An 18,648-nucleotide genomic window follows, 5' to 3' on the forward strand; every position below is an offset into this window, starting at 1 on the left:
ACGTTCACGCCCAGTTACCCTTGGAAATCAGGCCCAGATCCTCGATCTGCCGCCAGTCGACATATTCCTTCGATTCCGGGCACCAAAGATTGGTGTCATTCTGCAACCCGGCGGAATAGGCCAGATATTCGTGGCTGTCGGCGTAATGCTGACCACGCTGAAGCTCTTCGGTCGATTTGGTGACGAAGGTGTTCAGGAATTTCGCGTGCATCAGCACGCCCGAGGCTTTTTCGCCGCCGTCTTCCTCATATACCAGATTAAGCGCGCGCGGCAAAAGCGAGTGGGTCGAGCTGACATAGGCATAGTGCCGCTGCCAGAAGACCAGCGGCGTCTTGTTCAGCGCCGGGGCGCGGCGCGGCGTGTCGGGGAAAAAGCTGCGCGCCCGGGGACCGCCCTGAATCCACAGGTTGCCATAGCCGGAATTCTTGTTGATCGTGTAATTGGCCGGGTCGAACCAGCGCGCGACCTCGAACGGGTCCTGACCTTCGACATAGGCGGCGCTTTCGATACTGCCGCGCGGATACATATCCAGAAGCATGGCCGAAAACGACCGGTTCGCCGATGCATCCAGCCAGTCGGTCAGCGCCCGCAACGGCCGGCTGTCGTGATGCGGATAAACCAGAAACTCGTCAGGATCGACGGTCAGGCACCAATGCCCGGCGCCATAGCGGAACAGCAGCCCGTTCATCCAATCCATGCCGAAGCGCGACGATTTATAGCTGTGGCTGGTGTGCCAAAGCGACACATCGCCTTGCATGCGCAGATATTCCTGACTGCCGTCGTCGGACCCATTGTCGACGAACAGAAAATGGTCGACGCCCATGCGCCGGTAGTAGTCGAGGAAATAGGGCAGGCGCACCCGCTCATTCCGTTGGGTGACGAAAACCAGAATGGCGTCGGGGCGGATCGCGGCGGTGCGGTTAACCAGCGGCCGGAGTTGCCGGCTGCGGCGGATGGCGCGGCCGATATAGTAATGCCGCAGCGTTCTCATCCGAATGCGTCTGAGCCACCGTTTCACTGCTGATTCCCTGTCGGTTCCATCCGCAAATTATCCGGTCGAACTTAATCAAAAGTTTTCGCCGGGGCGAGTCCGCCTATCGCCTGCCGTGCGCGGGCGAAATGGGCGGGCCAGCCGGGCAATTCAGGCACCGGCATCGCCCTGCGCGGGCCTATCGAAAGGCCGGCGATCGCCTTGGCCCATGCCGCCGGTTCGTCGGGCGGCAGTATGACCGCAGTATCCCCCAGCACCTCGCGCACCACCGGCAGGGGGGAGGCCAGCACCGGCGTGCCAAGTGCCGCCGCCTCGGCCAGCGGCAGGCCGAAGCCCTCGGCATGCGAGGGCATCAACAACCCATGCGCGCGCGCCAGAATGGCGGTCACGGCGGTGTCGGGCAAACCGGGCAGTTCCATGACGGGCGAGCCGTCCGGCAGGGCGTCGAGGCGGGCAAAAACGGTCTCGTTCATCCAGCCGCGGCGGCCGAGGATCAGCAGGCGCGGGATCTGGCCGGCGGGCAGTCTGCGGGCCAGTTCCTCCCACACGTCCAATAAAAGCGCATGGTTCTTGCGCGGCTCGATGGTGCCGAGGGTGACGAAAAACGGCCGGTCGGTCGGGATGCCGTCGGGAAGCTGCGGCACGGCGGAGGCATCGACGGCGATGCCCGGCGGCGTCACCACCACCGGCGCGGTCGCGGGCATGCCGAACCGTTCCGCCCAATGCCGGATACGGGCCCCCGAATCCTGCGAGACCGTCAGGATCAGATCCGAACCCATCGCCGTGCCCAATCGCCGGCGATGTGCGGCGGGTTGATTGCGGCGGGCATATTGGGGGTGATCCAGCGGGATCGTGTCGTGGATCATCACCACCCGCCGCAGCCCCGGCACCTGCGCCAGCGTCGCGGCAAGCCGGGGATCAAGATTGGCGTGGCCGAGGTTCAGATAGGTGCCCCCCTGCGGCAGGGCGCGACGGATCTTGCGGGCCAGCCAGTGAAACGGGCCGCCCGACAAAAGGCTGATGCCAATCGCATGCGGGCGCAGCGCCGCCAGCGCCCGGTGCCGTTCCGCGACCGGGCCGCGCAGCCGGTCCCGCCAGCCCGGGCGTTGCGCCAAACCGCGCCGGTCCCCGCCCGCCCAGTCGAGCACCCGCCCCGCCAGTTCGCCCGGCAGCAAAAGCTGGCCCGTATCGCTGCGGCACAACAGAAACAGCACCTCGGCGTCGCGGGTCCGGGCCTCGGCAAGATGGCGCAGCCACGCGGCTTCGATCCGGTCGATACCGGTCAGCGGGCCGGTGCCGATGCGCGACACCAGACGCGAGATGTCCAGAAGCCAAGGACTGGCCCTAGCCGCCATAACCGCCGTTCTGATGCCAGCGCCAGGCATCGCCGACCATCTGTTTCAGGGTCGATCGTGTGGGCTGCCAGCCAAGATCGCGCCGCGCGGCCTCGCTGCCGGAAACAAGGCGCACGGCGTCGCCGGCGCGGCGCGGCCCCTCGATCACCGGGACGGGGCGGTTGGTGACATGGCGGGAATGGTCGATCACCTCGCGCACCGAAAAGCCCGCGCCGGTGCCAAGGCAGAACACGGCCGAACCCTTGCCGTCCTTCAGCCAGCGCAGCCCCAGAACATGCGCATCCACCAGATCCATGACATGGACATAATCGCGGATGCAGGTGCCGTCCGGCGTCGGATAGTCGGTGCCGTGAATGGTCAGGGCGTCGCGCTTGCCGTCGATGGCGTCAAGGATCAGCGGGATCAGATGGGTTTCGGGCTGGTGAAACTCGCCGATCTCGCCATCGGGATCGGCGCCTGCGACGTTGAAATAGCGGAAGATGACCGCGCGCAACCCATAGGCGGCGCCGAAATCGCGCAGCATATCCTCGATCGCGCGCTTGCTGGCGCCATAGGCGTTCAGCGGATGCTGGGGGGTGTTTTCGTCCAGCACCACCCCGTCATGATCGCCGTAAGTCGCGCAGGTCGACGAAAAGACGAAGTCGAGGCAACCCGCCGCCACCGCCGCCTCGATCAGGTTAAGGCTCGCGCAGACATTTCCGCGCCAGTACTTGCCCGGCTGCTGCATCGCCTCGCCGACCTGGCTCAGCGCCGCGAAATGCATCACCGCGACCGGATTCCAGCGGGCAAAGACCGCATCCAGCCGCGCCCGGTCCATCAGATCGCCCTGCTCGAACGGACCGAATTTGACCGCGTCGCGCCAGCCGGTGATCAGGCTGTCATAGCAGACCGGGATAAACCCGGCCTGCGCCAGCGCCTTGCAGGCATGCGCGCCGATATAGCCCGCACCCCCGGTGACAAGGACGTGCTTCGCGGTCTGGTCGGCCATGAATTATTCGGCCGCCTTGCGCAAAGCCACAAGCTCGGACAGATAGCCGGCGAATTCGTCGCGCAGATCCGGGCGCGCCAGACCAAAGGCAACGGTCGCCTGCAAAAAGCCCGCCTTGGAGCCGCAGTCGAAACGCTGGCCGCGGAAACGCAGGCCAAAGACCTTGCGGCCTTCCTCGATCTCATCGGCGATGGCGTCGGTCAACTGGATTTCCCCGCCCGAGCCGGTGCGCAGCTTGTGCAGGTTCTGCATCACCGTCGGCGCAAGGATATAGCGCCCGATAACCGCCAGATTCGACGGCGCGGTTCCGGCGCGCGGCTTTTCCACCATGCCCTTGATCGAGACGATGGACCCCATATCCTCTTCAACGTCGATCACGCCATAGGCGGATGCCTTGTCGGCCGGAACCTCCATCGCGGCAACCATCGAGCCGCCGGTTTCGGCATGCGCCTCGATCATCTGTTGCAGACAGGGCACGTCGCCCTGAATGACGTCATCGGTCAGGATGACGGCAAACGCCTCATCCCCGACCAGCCGGCGCGCGCACCATACCGCATGACCCAGGCCAAGCGCCTTGTGCTGGCGGATATAGGCGATGGCACCCGATTCCATGTTGGTGTGCCGCAGCACCTCCAGCAACTGGGATTTGCCCGAGCTGCGCAGCGTCGCCTCAAGCTCGTGCGCGTGGTCGAAATAATCCTCAAGCGCGCCCTTGCCGCGCGAGGTGACAAAGATGAATTCCTTGATCCCGGCGGCCCGCGCCTCGTCGATGGCGTATTGGATAAGCGGCCGGTCAACCAGCGTCATGATCTCTTTCGGGATGCTCTTGGTGGCAGGAAGAAACCGGGTCCCCAGGCCAGCGACAGGGAAGATGGCTTTCGTGACCTTCGGATTCATGAGCGAACTCCTTTTAGAATCGGCACTGACGAACATTGCTCGGGTAAGGTGTGTATCATCAGTTTCAGGCAGAGAAACAGTGGGATAACTGTCTATATCAAATAGCGATTAACGGCGGCCGGGCTTCGCCGGCAACCGTCGTATCACGAACGCGCGCGATACGGTGAAGTTCCCGCCGAACACGGTCGCGGCGGTTGCAGATGACAAAGGATTGATCGTCCGGCCCGGAAGCGCCCCAGATTCCGCCGCGCTGTTCCCACCAGCCGCCCGCGACGAGCCCGGATCGGTGCGGGGTCGCGCCGGGGGTCAGCAGCAAAAGCGTGACGATATTGCCCGCGGCTGCCAGTTGCGCGGCCCGCGCCCGCAGCGCGGCCGCCTGCCACAGCCAGCCGTCCAGTAAAAGCGATTGCCGCCGACGGCCGGCGATCAGGCGCGGGGGGCCTTCGTCCAAGCGGGCAAGCGGCTCGGGAAGCTCAAGCGGCAACCCCGCGCCTCCGGCAATCCCGGCGTCCAGGCTTTTCAGGGCGGGCGCGACGGCGAACGGGTCCAGCGTTCCGGCGACCATGCTGCGCAGCAGACGCCGGCGTTGCGCAGCTTTCAGTTGCAGCAGGGCGTCCGGGGGCGCGTGCCAGCGCCGCCAGAACAGCGCCGCCGAACGGCCGATGTCCCCAAGATCGGTAGGGGCGCGCCCGTCGGTTCGTTGCGGGGACGGTGATTGGCGGTGTGCGACTTCGGCCAGTGGCACGACGGCGGTCAGGGCTTGCGGATGCAATGCCGCCAGCCGCATGTTCAGGTCGGTTTCATCCAGATGAAAGCGAAAGGCAGGATCGAATCCGCCGATCTGCATCAGCACGTCGCGGCGAAAGGCGCAGTTCGTGCCCATGGTGCTGATCGGGCCGGTAGCGTCCGGGGGCAGAAATACCGGATCATCACCGGTGACCGTGATGGGCAGGGTTGTGCCCGCCCGTGTCACCCGCTCGGCCCGCGCCTGCCAGTCAAGCCCGTTCGGTCCCCGGACATAGCCCGTGGCCGCGATCACCCGGGGATCGGCAAAGCCGGCGGTCAGCCGCGACAGCCAGCCCGGTTCGGCGATCGCGTCATCGTCGATGAAAGCCACGACCGGGGTCACGGCGGCCCTGATCCCAAGGTTCCGCGCCGCCGAGATATTCGCTTCGTCAAAGCCGATCCGATGGACAGGCAGATCGGTCTGGACAGCCAGCCCCGAGGGATCGGCGACGATCACCACGGCGAAGGCCGGGTGATCCTGCAACGCCAGGGCCTTCAGGCACAGCGCCAGATCGCGCGGCCGATGGCGCGAGACCACGACCACGGTGGCGGGAACCGGATTGGGCAAAGCGGCTTCAGCGCCGCTCACGCCACCCCCATTTCGGCCAGCATGCGTTCGATGCGCGGGACGTCCTCGGGGTTGTTCAATTCCCAGAACTGCCGGCCGCGCGCCTCGACCTCGACGCAGAGGATGCGCTGCCCGTGTTCCAGAAAACGCAACTGCTCGAGCCCCTCCAGCCGTTCGAGGACGCCCTCGGGCCATGTGGCATAGGCGGCCAGCGCATCGGGGCGATAGGCATAGACGCCGACATGATGAAACACCGGGGTAGGGGCGTCGGGGGCGAATGGTGCCGCCGCGAAGGGAATGACCTCTTTCGAGAAATAAAGCGCCTGATGATCATGGCCGAATACGGCCGTTGTCCCGCCGACGCGGCCAGCGGCGCGGTCGGCCAGCAGATCGGCCCGCATCTTGCCGGTGCTGCGCAGGACCGGCGTCGCCATGCGGGCGTTCTTGTCGGCGCGCAGGCCCTGAACCAGCTTTTCGACGAACCACGCCGGGGTCAGCGGCGCATCGCCTTGCAGATTGACCACGATCTCGGGCGCGCCGCCAAGCTTAGCTACCGCCTCGGCCACGCGTTCGGTGCCGTTGCGGTGCTTGTCCGCGGTCATCACCACCTCGGCGCCGAACGCTTCGGCATGGTCGCGGATGCGGTCGTCGTCGGTCGCGATCACGACTCGGTCAACGCCTTCGGCCGCGCCCGCAGCTTCCCAGCTGCGGCGGATCAGGGATTTCGCCACGCCCGTGGCGCCGCGCAATTCGACCAGCGGCTTGCCCGGATAGCGGGTCGAGGGATAGCGCGCGGGTATGACGACCAGAACGCTCATTTCGCCAACAGAACCCCGGGGGCATAGGCGATGAAGAACGGGTTTTCATAGCCCGGTTTGCCATAGGTCAGCGGCATGTGGTCGTCAAAGCGCACGACCTGGCCGCCCGCGCCGCGCAGAACCGCGTCGCCCGCCGCCGTGTCCCACTCCATGGTGCGGCCGAGGCGCGGGTAAAGATCGGCCTCTCCGGTCGCGACCAGACAGAACTTCAGCGACGATCCGGCGCTGGTCATGTCACGCACCGCGTAGCGGGCGATATAATCGTCGGTCGCCTGATCACGGTGCGATTTCGACGCCACCACCATCAGGCCGCGATTGTCGGGCGTGGGCGAGACACCGATCGGCGTAACCTCGCCGGGGGTGTCGCCGAAGGGGCCGGTTTCCTCGACCGAGCGGCCGTCGGCGGTGGTATAGAACAGCCGCCCCTTTGCGGGCGCATAAACCACCCCCCGCACCGGCACGCCGTTTTCGACATAGGCGATGTTGACGGTGAAATCGCCCCGGCGCTGGACGAATTCCTTGGTCCCGTCCAGCGGATCGACGATCAGGAACGAGGGCGCCGACTGGTTGTGCGATGCCGCCTGTTCCTCGGTGATCAGGGTGACGCCAGGAAACGCCGTGCCGAGCCCGGCCGAGATCAGTGCATCCGCCGCCTCATCAGCCGCGGTCACCGGCGAGTTGTCGGCCTTGGCGCGGGTGTCGAAGTCGTCGCTGCCATAGATTTCCATGATTTTCTCGCCCGCCTGAAGGGCGAGCCGACGCATCTCAACCGTTAATCGTTCGAAATCCATCTATTTTCCTTTCGCCTGAAGCGCATTTTGGACCGCACTTCCATTGATCGGCGGGTCTGACCCTCTTATGATCACGGGAATCCGTGCTGGGCAAGCATATGCTTGGTCACAGTTGCGGGCGTGTCACGCAGTTGCAAAGGTTCGCCGGCATGTTCGTATCGCCCCGTCGCCCGGCCAATATGGTCGAGGCAGCCTTGGTCACGCTGTCGCTGATCTACGACAATACCGTCCACAAGCTGCGCATGAACGACCGCAACGCGATCTATGGGCTGTTCAAGTCCATCCTGCAAAGCGTCGCGCTGGTGTTGGTATTCTACCTCAGCTATTCGGTCATGGGCATCCGAAGCTCACCCATGCGGGGTGATTTCATCCTGTTCATCATGTCGGGGATCTTCCTTTACATGACCCATGTTTCGGCGGTGGGGGCGGTCGCGATGGCCGAAGGGCCGACCTCGCCGATGATGAAGCACACGCCGATGAACACGGCGATCTCGATCACCTCGGCCGCTTTGGCGGCGCTCTACCGGCAGGTGATCGCATCGCTGGTCATCTTCTACGTCTATACCGCCACGATCGCGCCGCTGCATATGGAAAGCTGGCGCGGCTGCCTTGCGATGCTGCTGCTGGCGTGGTTTTCCGGCTGTTGCGTCGGGCTTATCTTCCGGTCGATCAGCGCCTGGTTCCCGGGGCCCGGGCGCGCGATCACGGTGATTTATCAGCGCGTCAACATGATCGCGTCGGGCAAGATGTTCGTGGCCAATACGCTGCCGGGCTTCATGCTGGCCATGTTCGACTGGAACCCCTTGTTTCACATCATCGACCAGACCCGGGGCTTTGCCTTCATCAATTACACCCCCCATAACTCGAACTGGCACTACCCGCTTTATGTCACGATTGCGCTGTTGATGATCGGTCTGATGCTGGAATTCGTGACCCGCCGGGCGCAGTCGATCAGTTGGCATGCGGCCCGCTAGCGGCTGGGTAGCGGCCTCTGATAGATCGGATCGACGACGCTCGTTCCGGTCTGGCACACCGGATTCCCCGGCGATGATCGTGCGAAAGGGACACGGAACGGCCCGGGGACCTACAACGATGTTGCAGGCATCCCGAAAGGCCGCGAGATTGGGGTGCTGTCCGATGGTGGCTGTCGCAATGCCGCAAAATGGCATCGCGGCCCGTACCGGGCTGTCCCGATAAAATCCGCGTGACCAACAGCGGGTTCCATCACTCTTTTATGCCTCCGGCTTGCCGGGGGCATCTTCTGTTGAGTAAGGTGGAGCACGATAAGCAGGATCGCCAATTTTTTTGAAGCGCGCGAAAGCGCTCTGGCTGATTTTAGATGACAAGATTTGGACGAAGCATTCCGGCCCGGGACCTGGCATGTGCTGGGTGAGGACTGAACTGTCTGCGGCATCGACAACAGCGACGTCCGCAAGGTCTCGCAACAACGCTGCTGCCAGCGGTTCAGAATTACCGGCGTGGTTCTGGCTGCGTTGTGATGACGGCCCATGACCGTCGCCCAGACAAAAGCTTGGTGCCGGTTCGGGGTTGTTGCGCGATTACCCTTGCCAATCCGGCCCGGCTGCTTCACGTCCCCCATGAATTATTACTCCGGAGGCGACTATGCAGCCCCTGAAACCCTTGGACTTGCCAACATCGCTTGAGCAGCAGGCAGAGTTGATCAAGGATATTTTTGATACCGGTCTTTATCTGAAACAGAACACCGACGTGCGTATGGCCGGAATTGATCCGACCGCGCACTACCTAAAAGATGGCTGGCGCGAGAACCGCAACCCGTCACCCACATTCTCAACGCGCGACTATCTCGCGGTTTATCCCGATTTGGAAGATGCCGGGATTCCACCTCTGGTTCACGCCGCCGCACTTGCCGCTCAGCCGGTTGACCCGCGGTTGTCTGCGCTGTTCGATCCCGAACATTACGCCATGCACTGGCCGGCGCTGAAGCAAAGCGGTGCGGATCCGCTGCGCCATTATCTGACGCTCGGCTGGACGCAGGGCACCGATCCTTCGCCCGACTTCTCGACCCGACACTACCTTGAACAGTTCCCCGAGCTTGCCACCGGAACGGTCAGCCCGCTGGAACATTATGTCGCGGCGGGGATGCCGCCCTCGACAAGTCTCGTGCCCGGCTCGAGCATGGTGCACCTTTGGGCAGGCTTTCTGTTGGATCCGCTGCGCGGATTTCTGTTCGAGCAAGGCTATGAAGTTGATGAGTTCGCTAACATCTCGCTGAATGTCGGGAAGATCCTGATTGCCATGTTCTCGCCCGCGCATTATCGCCGCCGGCACCCCGATCTGGCCGGGGTCAGCGACATCGACCTTTTGGTCCATTACCTTAGCGTGGGTCTGGCGAAGGGCGAGGCTCCGGGCCCGCTGTTCGATGCCGACCACTATGCGCGCCAGATTACGCAGTTGCAGATGCAGCCGGCAGAAGAGGCGCCTTTCATCGACTGGCTGCGCCGCGGTCGCGCGCTCGGTATTTCGCCGACACCCGCCTTTGATGAACGTAATTACGGTTTGGTGAACCCGGGCTTGTTCGCGAGTTTCGAGCACTGGATTCTGCATGGGCTTGACGAACAGCGCCAGTTCACGCCGAACGTCACAATCGGTGCGCTGCCCCGGATTCACGACCTGCCGGCACGTCGCAGTCTGGGCAAGGTTTTTGCCGAAACCGCCTCGGGTACGGCGGCATTGGACCTGGCCGCCATGCAGGATTTCCGCGACGGCGGGCTGAAGGCGGCGACCGTGGCGGCGAATGCGATCGAACCGCTGATCGGCATCAATTCGGAAATGATCCCTTCGTTCATGCCGCCGTGGCACGACAATCTTTTCTTCCTGTACAAAGCCTGCGTCGAGCGCCTGCCCAAAGGCCGGTTTCATAACGTCATCATGGTTCCCTTCGTCAAGCTCGGTGGGTCCGATTTTGTCGCTGGCGTGCTGGCCAAAGCCCTTTCCGACCGATCCGAATCAGTGCTTGTGTTACGCACCGAACAATCCGACTGGGAGCGTCCCGACTGGTTCCCCGAAGGCGTTGCGACTGCTGATCTGTCCGATGTGCTGACGCAGATCGACATGCCGCTGCGGGCGCAGGTTCTTTACACACTTCTGCACCATGTCGAGGCCCGACGCCTGTTCAATGTCAACAGCCGCGCCGCTTATGAAACCTTGCAGCGGTTCGGCGGGCAGATGCGCCAGTTCATGGAGCTTTACACTTATTATTTCTGCGCCGACCGTCGCCCCGACGGGACAGAAGCCGGCTATGCCATCGACTTCTTCGCCCCGCTTCAGAAGCATCTGGACTGCGCGTTGATCGACAATGCGGATTTTGCCGCGACGCTGATCCGGCGGCATGCGCTGGACCCGGCCATGGCGCAGCGGGTGCAACCGATCTACAGCCCGACCATGCACCCCAGCGCGGACGAAGCGACGGTTCTGGCGCAGACGGCAACTGCCGATACCCGGTCACGCCCCTGCATTCTCTGGGCCGGCCGGTTCGATCGTCAGAAGCGTTTCGATCTGGTGCAGGAGATCGCGCGACAGATGCCCGAGGTCGATTTCAAATGCTGGGGTAAAGCGGTTCTGGACCAGCCGCCCGACATGTCGCAACTGCCCGAGAACATGTCCTTGATGGGCGTTTATTCCAGCATTGACGAATTGCCGCTGGGTCAAAGCGACGGCTGGCTTTATACCTCGGGATGGGACGGATTGCCTACCATCCTGATCGAGATCGCAAGCAGGGGGGTCCCCATCGTGGCCAGCGCCGTCGGCGGCGTTCCCGAACTGATCACGGAACAGACTGGCTGGCCGGTGGCGGCAGACGCGACGGCCGAGGATTACGTCCGCGTCATTCGCGAAATGCTGGCTGCGCCGGATCAGCGGCGGCTTCGCGCACAGGCATTGATGGACCTTGCTCGGTCGCGCCACAGCCAGCAGCAGTATCGCCGGCAACTTGATTCGATCCTTGACGGACAGAGAACATAACGATGACTGACCTCAGCCTGATCATCACCGCCCATCGTGAGGGCATTCTGGCGGGACCCACGATCCGCAGCGCACAGGCGGCGATCGCGCATGCGCGTCGCGCCGGCGTGACGGTGGAGGTCATCGTGACTCTGGACCGCGCCGACGACGATACCCGCGCGATAATGCGCCACGGCTTCGGCCGGACGGAGGGTGCAGAGGTTTCCTTCATCGAGACTGACGAAGGTGACCCCGGCCGCGCGCGCAACGTCGGTATCGCGAACGCTTCGGGCTTTGCGGCGACCTTTCTTGATGCCGATGATCTGGTGTCCGAGAACTGGTTCACCGAAGCCATACGGGCGGTTCAGTCGCGGCCCGACGCTATTTTCCACCCGGCCTGTAATCGGGTCTTCGGCATTGAAAATAACCTGTGGTGGCATGTCGATTCCGAATCGACGCTGTTCGACCCGCTTTATCTGGAATGGTCGAACTACTGGACCGCGATTTCCTGTGCGCCGGTTGAAACCTATCGCCGCCTGCCATTCGCGGGCAATGATCTGCACCGAGGTTTCGGGCACGAAGACTGGCACTGGAACCGCGTCACCCTGGCGGCGGGTCATGCCCACAAGCCGGTCCTTGAAACGGTGTATTTCATCCGTCGCCGTCGCGGTTCGCAAATGTCGCATGTGCTGGCCGCTGACGGGGTAAGCTGGCCGATGCGACAGCCGTTGGTCAGGGCGCAACCTTCCAACGCCAAAGCGCGCTAGCGAATTCCAGCATTTCAGCTTCGGTAAGGGGCACTTCAAGGTCGCTTTTCTCGGGATAGTCGGCGAAATTCGTATCGAACAGCGTTGGACGATCCAGATCGGGCAGAAAACGGTCACGCAGACGCGTGTTCGCGGCGTCGAAGCGGGACAGGAATGCCTGGGCCTCGGCGCGTGCAGGGCGGGCCTGCGGACCTTTCAGCGTTTGCTCGATGGCCGGCACCACCAGATCGCGTTCGGGATTCAGCGCCCCGTTCACGACCAGCGGAAAGCGGGTGTTGAACAGTGTCAGGAACCGACTCTGTTGCCGCGACACGGAAGGATTGGCGATGATTTTATGAGGAGGCGGTGCCATTCCGAGACCGGCGGTCTCGAAAAAATCATGCACTATGTCGTTGGCGATCAGGCGGTCACTCTCAAACAGACGCACGGTGATTGCCTGGTCCCCGAAAAGATCACCATAAAAGCCCAACAGCCGCTCAAAGTTGTAGAAGGGCGATTCCGTGCCATTTTGCGGAAAGACCTGCCCCTCTCCTCCTTCGCGCAGGCGAGTCGAATGGTGACTGACGACCATCCGATCCTGGCGCCGGAGGTAGACGATCACCCGGATCGAGCTGAAACGCGGCGAAAAATGCGCATGCAGCCGCTCGACGAATTCGCGGCCGAGCACGCGCCCGTGGCAGTGTTCATTCGACAACAGCACCGTTTGCGCGTCGGTCTGGGCGATTTCGTCGTCAAGTCGCCGCAGAACCTCGGTGGTATAATCCGGCAGGCTCAGACCGGTGCGGGCCAGCTCCTGCATCTGCAGGGGATCGTCGTACTGGAAGCCCATGGAGATCATAGCGACTTCGGTGTGGTTCGGCGTTCCCAACAGACGGGGATATAGGATGCCTCGCGCGGCCAACTCTTGGCGGCAGGAGGCAAGCGCGTATTGAATCGAGGTGCTTCCGGTCTTTTCGGTGCCGATATGCAGGATCAGGTCGGTCATTCAGGTTGGCTTTCCAAAGGTTCAATATCATATCCGAATTGCTCGAAATCCTGCTGGTAGAACTCGCGCATCCGCAGGATGTCGCCGCGATCCCACGTCAACGGGGCACGCTGCGGATCAGCCGAGGACAGCATATGGGGCACCGACGCGGGCGCGGGAAGGCCCAGGTCGGCGCTGACCGCACGCAGGATTGTTTCCATCCCGTCCTCAAAGCGAAAGACTCGCATCCGGTCACTGATGAAGGTCCATTGTGGGCGAATATGATTGTCGAAATGATTGGCGTTGTTACGCGTGTCGATCAGCGCCCGCTCGAGCCAGGAGGGGAAATGCATCGAACCGCCGAAAAAGCCCTGCTCCCGCAGTTTCTGCCGCATCCCGAATTCGCTGGCCATACGGGTAAACGGATTGCGCACCACGGTGAAAACATAGTCGAAATCGTCGCACCCCCACATCGCGTCGATGTCAGTCCAAGTCAGGTGCTGTGAGGTGACTTTGAGCCCTTCGGGTTTCGTGTTGCCGTGAAGGCGCACCCGCCCAAGGTCCTGCATCCAGCGCGTCACCGAACTGCCGCCGGTCTTGGGGATATGAACGAACAGCACGCGCTGGTTCTGAATCTGTATGAAAGGCATCGGTCCAGCCTGCAATATGATCAATATGTCGTCGTATTGTTTTGACGAAGCATGCGTCGCCGCGCAACGGCAAATCCTAAGAAAATGCCTGCAACATCTGCGCGATACCGGTCTCGATCCTGACTTGCGGCGTCCAGCCGAGTAATTCGCGTGCGCGGTCGATCGCCAACACGTTGCGCGGCACGTCGAAACTGCGTGCCGGCTGATAAACCACATCCGGCTTGAATCCGTTTTCGCGGATCAGGTCCAGCAGCAGGTTCAGGGAAAGGCCCTGACCCGATCCGATGTTGATCTCGGTTCCATGCGCCTCGGCGTCGGCGGCAAGGACAAGGGCGCGGGCGACATCATCAACATGAATGAAATCACGCTCGACCGAGCCATCGCCCCAGATTTCGATGGGAAGGCCTTTCGCTGCGTGGTGGCAAAAAGTGGTAAGCGCGCCCTGTGCCTTGCGGATGTTCTGGCCCGGTCCATAGGGGTTCGCGATCCGCAGCGAAAGGGTACGGATGCCGCGGGTGTCGAAGAATCGCAGGTAATGCTCGGCCGCCAGTTTCGAAATGCCATAGGCGGTGATCGGACGGGTGGGATGGGTTTCGACGATCGGCACCTGCTCGGGCGACCCGTAAACTGTCCCGCCCGACGACGCGAGGACGATGCGCCCCACGCCCCGATCTTCGGCCATTTGCGCCATGGCGATGATGCCGAGGATGCCGCTTGCGGCGTCGGCATCGGGATGGGCGTTCGCCTCTCGTGGGAAATGGGTCGAGGCGAGGTGCAGGATGCAATCGACCCCGTTCATGCTTTCGTGAAGAAGATCGCCGTTGGTGAAACTGCCCTGCCAGTGGCTGACCGCGGGATGTTCGAACAGGCCGGGAATGAAGTCCAGATTCCGAACCTGCCAACCTTCCGCCACCAGTTGCGGTAACAGCGCCTGCCCGATGAAGCCGCCGCCGCCGGTTACCAGTACGATCTTTTCTTGCCCCGTCGTGCCCTGCCGAGGTGGAACTGATTTCGGCATTGCGCCCCCTTTTCCTTAACGTGCGTTGAACGAATCCGGATGCGGTTCGTATCGCCGCACGCTTGCATTCAGGGGTGTCTTAGTACAGTTTTGTAGAACATAAAACGACCCAGAAGAAGCGAAGACATTTGATGAATTTGATGGCCCGGCGACTGTATCAGAAGGTACGGCGGGGCACTTCCATTGCGGATTTCACGGGTATTCCTCTTGCCGCCCCGGGGGTCGAGCCGGTCGGCTACATTGACCGGTTGAGCTATCGCGAGGGGCGCGTACACCTGTCGGGTTGGTATGGCGGTGGTGACCTGGTCATGGAAATCGGGTCAGAGCGCCGCAAACTGCTTCGCACCCTCAAACGTCCCGATGTTGCACAAAGCCGCCCCGACATCGTCACGGATGGCGGGCGGCCCGGCTTCGATCTTGACCTGCTGTGGCTCAGCGGTCCGGTCTCGCTGTATTTTCCCGATGGTACGCGTCTGGCCCTGCCGGTGCCGAGCCCTGCGCAGTGGCGGCTCTGGCAGTTGCGGGTCATCGGAAAGACCTTGAAAATCTCGGCTGTTGATGGACCGGGAGTGGTTTTGAAGAAGTTGCGGCGTCAGCCGATCGACCTTGCCCCGCTGCGCCGCAAGCTTGGCCTGGCGATCGAGCCGCCGGCCCTGTTCGTGGTGGACAAGGGTCTGTTTGACACCGGCACCCTGCCGCCCGTTGCCGCCGATACTGCCATCACCATCGTTTTGCCGGTATATAATGCTTTCGATCTGGTGTCGGAGGCTGTGCGCCGCGTCGAGGCCCATACTGACCTGCCGTGGCATCTGATCGCGGTCGAGGACTGCTCGACCGATGAACGGGTGCGACCGTGGCTTCGCGCTTGGGCGGCAGCCAGACCGGGCCGGGTCACGGTTCTGGAGAATGACCGGAATCTGGGATTCATCGGCAGCGTCAACAAGGCGTTCGATGCCGCGCCCAAGGACCGTCCGCTGATTCTGCTGAACAGCGACGCGCTGGTGCCGGAAGGCTGGGCGAGCCGGATCCTAGCGCCGATCCTCGCCGACCCGAACGTGGCAAGCGTGACGCCGATGTCGAATGACGCCACCATCTTCAGCGTGCCCATTATCGGCCTGTCCTCGGCCATCCCCGAGGGGCTGGCTGATCGGCTGGACGAAACGGCGCGCACCCTCTCCGACGCGCTGACCGCCCCGGCGCCGACGGGCGTGGGCTTCTGCATGGCGATGTCGGCGCGGTCTTTGGCGGTACTCGGCCAATTCGACCCGGTGTTCGGCAAGGGTTACGGCGAAGAGGTCGACTGGTGCCAAAAGGTTCGCGCGGCCGGAATGCGGCATCTGGGCATCGGCAACCTGTTCGTCGAGCACCGTGGCGGGCAATCCTTTGGCAGCGATACCAAGATCGCGCTGATGCGCGCCAACGGGCGCCTGATCTCGACCCGTTTTCCGGCCTTCGATCAGGACGTGCAGGATTATATCGCCTCGGACCCGTTGCGGGGGCATCGGCTGGCGCTGGCATTGGCCTGGGCGGCGGGTATGGCTGCGGGTCAGAGTACCCGGGCGCCGGTCTATGTCGGGCATTCGATGGGCGGTGGCGCGGACAGCTGGTTGAGACGCGCCATCTTGGCGGATGTGGAGCTTGGCCTTCCCGCCGTGGTTATTCGTCTGGGCGGCCCGGTCCGCTATAGGGTCGAGGTGCATGGGCAGGGCAGCATGATCTCGGCGGCGGTCGAGGACACCGCTTTGCTGCGCCGTCTGATGGCACCACTTTCCGGGCATCGGCTGATCTATTCCTGTGGGGTGGGGGATCCGCATGGCATCCAGATTCCCGGCCTCGTCCGGGATCTGGCCGGCGCGGACGGCAGGATCGAAGTACTGTTCCACGATTACTGGCCGGTCAGCCCCTCGCATGCGCTGGTCAATGCCGAAGGCGATTATCTGGGCGTGCCGCCGCAGGACACGACGGACGTGGCCCACCAAGGCCTGGATGCAGACGGCCGGGTCGTGGCTTTGCGCGAATGGCAGGCCGAATGGGGACGTCTTGTCATGAAGGCGGACGAGGTGCGGGTGTTTTCGCCCAGCAGCGCCCGGATCATCCGCGAAGTCTGGCCCGATCTCGGCGATAACCTTGTCATCCGTCCGCATGAGATCAGCATCGGCGACCTAGCCGTCGGGGATGCAGACTGGCTTAAGGACGCGTCCGGCACGATCGGCGTGCTTGGCGCGATCGGAGCTCATAAAGGGGCGGGCTATCTGTCAAGGGTCGCGGCCGAGTTGCAGACGCTGCCCCGCGCGCCCCGCATTGTCGTGATCGGCGAATTCGACCTGTCGTTTCCACTGCCGGAAAATGTCGTCGTTACCGGGCGTTACAGCGTCGAAGATTTGCCCACACTGATCCGGCTTCATCGGGTGCAGGCTTGGCTGATGCCCTCGGTCGTGCCGGAAACATTCTCGTTCGCGACGCATGAGATGCTGGCGACGGGGCTGCCGGTCATGTCATTTGCGCTTGGTGCGCAGGGTGATACCATCGCCGCGGCCCCGAACGGACACATTCTGGCCGATCGCGAGGCCAGAACCTTGCTGGACTTGTTCAACAATGTGACCGGAAAGACGGGCTAGGGAATGCCCGTCGTCCGCTACATCAGGGATTCGATCAGTGACAGCAGGTCTCGAAAGGTAAGCGGCGCCGTGGGTTCCGGCCCTTCAGGCAAGTCCCGGACAAGACTGGGCGGGTATGGGTTTTCCCGGCCCAGCCGCGCGAAGATGTCGTCGTATTCCTGTTTGAGAATCTGCAGGATGCGCAGGCGCTGAGCGTTGGTGAGGGTAAGCTTCCGCTCATTCTGGAACCGCTCCAGCGCCAGATTATAAAGCTTTTGCTGTAAATGGGCGGGAAATTCCTGCGCCTTGGCGAACCGCAGCAACTCGACCACCGGGGCGGGAACGCTGCGATTCACCTTGGGTCCCTTATGGGGCGATGGCGGCATGCCGATCAGGGTGAAAAAATTATCCATCACCGGCCCGGCCTCATAAGTGAACACCGTAAGCGCCTCAGTGCCGAAATGGTCGGCCCATTTCCCAAGCTGCTGCCCGTAAGCGATGTCAGGATCAATCTGCCGCGGCTTTTCAAGGAAGAAATTCAACGGCATGACAAAGCCATTGTTCGGCGTCTTGGCCTTTTGATTATAGATCGACAGCAGCATCTCGTCGGGTCGGCGGACGCAGGCGATGATGCGGATGCTGCGCGCGTCAAGGCGGTCGCGCAAAAGCGTGAGCGCCTCTGGACGAAGAGTGAAAAGCTCTTCACTGGAGATCAGGATTTTCTTTCCGGGATTGCGCTTCAACGTCGCGTTGATCCCATCAATCTCGGTCGCGGCATCGGGGATGTCGCCACGCGCCGGGTCGCGCATGTTCTTCAGGCCAAACGCCAGCCGGTGCTGTGCGAATTGGCACCAAGAGATATGCGGATAGATAATGTCGTATTCAGCAAGCTGGCCGGGCGATTTCGACAGCAGCGATTGCAGGGCGGTGGTCGCGGTCTTATGCGCGCCGATATGCAGGATCAGGTCGGACACAGGTGCCTCAATGGGTGGGTGTGGTCTTCTAGCGCGCCTTTCGGCGATGCACCACCTCAAACCCGATTTTACCCGTCGATGAAGCCCTTCAGCGGGTCGGCTTCGCTAGGGCCGGGCTGGGCGGGATTTCCGCTGTTCGCAGCCCGTTGGTCGGCGCCCGTTTGTCGGGGCGCGTTGTCGACGGGCTGCATGCATCGGGTCGTCCGGATGGTGCCCGAAAACGACGGGAGAGCTGAATGGTGGTGTTGATTGCGGGCTGACCGTCAGGCGTCCGTGGCGCGTTTGTTTCGCAACGCTTCCGCCCGTGGCGGTAGACGGATCGCCTCATCAGCCAGGGGGACCCGACCCTAAAGCATTTCGGTTTTAACTTGATACATATCCGGCGGCGGTGAAGTAGTTTGAGCACTCGTCAGGCCCGTATAGGTCACAGACCTGACCGATAGCCTTGAACACCTCGGTGAAAGTGCGGGCGCCGATCCTGCGCAGGTGGGCCTTGAGCTTGG

Annotated in this window: 15 protein-coding genes and 1 pseudogene; 4 read left to right on the forward strand and 12 right to left on the reverse strand. The window is 62.7% G+C overall.

Features of this window, described 5'->3' with window-relative positions; translation table 11 throughout:
* Window positions 1-4: 4 nt before the first annotated feature.
* From ACFSCT_RS01075 to cysQ, 7 genes are all read right to left on the reverse strand, one after another.
* The gene (locus ACFSCT_RS01075) at window positions 5-991 is read right to left on the reverse strand and encodes a glycosyltransferase family 2 protein (RefSeq protein ID WP_379139454.1); all 987 of its coding nucleotides are present in this window, start codon (window positions 989-991) and stop codon (window positions 5-7) included.
* 71 nt (window positions 992-1,062) lie between these two features.
* Entirely contained in the window at window positions 1,063-2,346 is a 1,284-nt protein-coding gene (locus ACFSCT_RS01080; RefSeq protein WP_379139455.1) for a glycosyltransferase family 4 protein, read from the reverse strand.
* Complete coding sequence (gene galE / locus ACFSCT_RS01085; RefSeq protein WP_379139456.1) at window positions 2,336-3,334, reverse strand: UDP-glucose 4-epimerase GalE; 999 nt, start codon at window positions 3,332-3,334, stop codon at window positions 2,336-2,338. Before galE ends, ACFSCT_RS01080 begins: the two co-directional genes overlap by 11 nt.
* 3 nt (window positions 3,335-3,337) lie before the next feature.
* Complete coding sequence (gene galU, locus ACFSCT_RS01090; protein WP_379139457.1) at window positions 3,338-4,231, reverse strand: UTP--glucose-1-phosphate uridylyltransferase GalU; 894 nt, start codon at window positions 4,229-4,231, stop codon at window positions 3,338-3,340.
* A 97-nt stretch (window positions 4,232-4,328) separates the two neighbouring features.
* The gene (locus ACFSCT_RS01095; protein ID WP_379139458.1) at window positions 4,329-5,606 is read right to left on the reverse strand and encodes a glycosyltransferase family 2 protein; all 1,278 of its coding nucleotides are present in this window, start codon (window positions 5,604-5,606) and stop codon (window positions 4,329-4,331) included.
* Complete coding sequence (gene kdsB, locus ACFSCT_RS01100) at window positions 5,603-6,403, reverse strand: 3-deoxy-manno-octulosonate cytidylyltransferase (protein ID WP_379139459.1); 801 nt, start codon at window positions 6,401-6,403, stop codon at window positions 5,603-5,605. The genes ACFSCT_RS01095 and kdsB overlap by 4 nt, the downstream gene beginning before the upstream one ends.
* Window positions 6,400-7,194, reverse strand: coding sequence for a 3'(2'),5'-bisphosphate nucleotidase CysQ (cysQ, locus tag ACFSCT_RS01105; RefSeq protein WP_379139460.1), 795 nt, complete (start codon window positions 7,192-7,194; stop codon window positions 6,400-6,402). Before cysQ ends, kdsB begins: the two co-directional genes overlap by 4 nt.
* Window positions 7,195-7,343: 149 nt before the next feature.
* On the opposite strand from cysQ, the gene ACFSCT_RS01110 reads away from it, so the two are divergent.
* The 3 genes from ACFSCT_RS01110 to ACFSCT_RS01120 all read left to right on the forward strand — a co-directional run bounded on the left by ACFSCT_RS01110 (window position 7,344) and on the right by ACFSCT_RS01120 (window position 11,942).
* Window positions 7,344-8,168, forward strand: coding sequence for an ABC transporter permease (locus tag ACFSCT_RS01110; RefSeq protein ID WP_379139461.1), 825 nt, complete (start codon window positions 7,344-7,346; stop codon window positions 8,166-8,168).
* 649 nt (window positions 8,169-8,817) lie between these two features.
* A complete protein-coding gene (locus ACFSCT_RS01115; protein WP_379139462.1) occupies window positions 8,818-11,196 on the forward strand; it encodes a glycosyltransferase in 2,379 nt (792 codons plus the stop codon).
* 2 nt (window positions 11,197-11,198) lie between these two features.
* A complete protein-coding gene (locus ACFSCT_RS01120) occupies window positions 11,199-11,942 on the forward strand; it encodes a glycosyltransferase family 2 protein (protein WP_379139463.1) in 744 nt (247 codons plus the stop codon).
* Here the strand turns inward: ACFSCT_RS01120 and ACFSCT_RS01125 are convergent.
* From ACFSCT_RS01125 to ACFSCT_RS01135, 3 genes are all read right to left on the reverse strand, one after another.
* Window positions 11,908-12,927, reverse strand: coding sequence for a hypothetical protein (locus tag ACFSCT_RS01125; protein ID WP_379139464.1), 1,020 nt, complete (start codon window positions 12,925-12,927; stop codon window positions 11,908-11,910). The genes ACFSCT_RS01120 and ACFSCT_RS01125 overlap by 35 nt on opposite strands.
* Complete coding sequence (locus tag ACFSCT_RS01130) at window positions 12,924-13,556, reverse strand: sulfotransferase family 2 domain-containing protein (RefSeq protein ID WP_379139465.1); 633 nt, start codon at window positions 13,554-13,556, stop codon at window positions 12,924-12,926. Before ACFSCT_RS01130 ends, ACFSCT_RS01125 begins: the two co-directional genes overlap by 4 nt.
* 76 nt (window positions 13,557-13,632) lie before the next feature.
* Window positions 13,633-14,574, reverse strand: a complete 942-nt coding sequence (locus ACFSCT_RS01135; protein WP_379139466.1) for an NAD-dependent epimerase/dehydratase family protein — start codon at window positions 14,572-14,574, stop codon at window positions 13,633-13,635.
* 140 nt (window positions 14,575-14,714) lie between these two features.
* Between ACFSCT_RS01135 and ACFSCT_RS01140 the strand changes: the two genes are divergently transcribed.
* Window positions 14,715-17,192: a glycosyltransferase gene (locus ACFSCT_RS01140; RefSeq protein ID WP_379139467.1), complete on the forward strand. Its 2,478-nt coding sequence runs from the start codon at window positions 14,715-14,717 to the stop codon at window positions 17,190-17,192.
* A 17-nt stretch (window positions 17,193-17,209) separates the two neighbouring features.
* On the opposite strand, the gene ACFSCT_RS01145 is transcribed toward ACFSCT_RS01140, so the two are convergent.
* Both ACFSCT_RS01145 and ACFSCT_RS01150 read right to left on the reverse strand, forming a co-directional pair.
* The gene (locus ACFSCT_RS01145) at window positions 17,210-17,980 is read right to left on the reverse strand and encodes a hypothetical protein (protein WP_379139468.1); all 771 of its coding nucleotides are present in this window, start codon (window positions 17,978-17,980) and stop codon (window positions 17,210-17,212) included.
* A 528-nt stretch (window positions 17,981-18,508) separates the two neighbouring features.
* Window positions 18,509-18,648, reverse strand: a pseudogene (locus ACFSCT_RS01150) (IS630-like element ISSpo6 family transposase); the annotation flags it as partial.

The sequence above is a fragment of the Paracoccus pacificus genome, from assembly GCF_042680785.1.
In the GTDB taxonomy this organism is placed as follows: domain Bacteria; phylum Pseudomonadota; class Alphaproteobacteria; order Rhodobacterales; family Rhodobacteraceae; genus Paracoccus; species Paracoccus pacificus.

Coding starts and splice junctions, on each gene's coding strand:
- ACFSCT_RS01075 (WP_379139454.1), bottom strand. CDS start 991: ATGAGAACGCTGCGGCATTACTATATCGGCCGCGCCATCCGCCGCAGC.
- ACFSCT_RS01080 (WP_379139455.1), bottom strand. CDS start 2,346: ATGGCGGCTAGGGCCAGTCCTTGGCTTCTGGACATCTCGCGTCTGGTG.
- galE (WP_379139456.1), bottom strand. CDS start 3,334: ATGGCCGACCAGACCGCGAAGCACGTCCTTGTCACCGGGGGTGCGGGC.
- galU (WP_379139457.1), bottom strand. CDS start 4,231: ATGAATCCGAAGGTCACGAAAGCCATCTTCCCTGTCGCTGGCCTGGGG.
- kdsB (WP_379139459.1), bottom strand. CDS start 6,403: ATGAGCGTTCTGGTCGTCATACCCGCGCGCTATCCCTCGACCCGCTAT.
- cysQ (WP_379139460.1), bottom strand. CDS start 7,194: ATGGATTTCGAACGATTAACGGTTGAGATGCGTCGGCTCGCCCTTCAG.
- ACFSCT_RS01110 (WP_379139461.1), top strand. CDS start 7,344: ATGTTCGTATCGCCCCGTCGCCCGGCCAATATGGTCGAGGCAGCCTTG.
- ACFSCT_RS01115 (WP_379139462.1), top strand. CDS start 8,818: ATGCAGCCCCTGAAACCCTTGGACTTGCCAACATCGCTTGAGCAGCAG.
- ACFSCT_RS01120 (WP_379139463.1), top strand. CDS start 11,199: ATGACTGACCTCAGCCTGATCATCACCGCCCATCGTGAGGGCATTCTG.
- ACFSCT_RS01125 (WP_379139464.1), bottom strand. CDS start 12,927: ATGACCGACCTGATCCTGCATATCGGCACCGAAAAGACCGGAAGCACC.
- ACFSCT_RS01130 (WP_379139465.1), bottom strand. CDS start 13,556: ATGCCTTTCATACAGATTCAGAACCAGCGCGTGCTGTTCGTTCATATC.
- ACFSCT_RS01135 (WP_379139466.1), bottom strand. CDS start 14,574: ATGCCGAAATCAGTTCCACCTCGGCAGGGCACGACGGGGCAAGAAAAG.
- ACFSCT_RS01140 (WP_379139467.1), top strand. CDS start 14,715: ATGGCCCGGCGACTGTATCAGAAGGTACGGCGGGGCACTTCCATTGCG.
- ACFSCT_RS01145 (WP_379139468.1), bottom strand. CDS start 17,980: ATGCGCGACCCGGCGCGTGGCGACATCCCCGATGCCGCGACCGAGATT.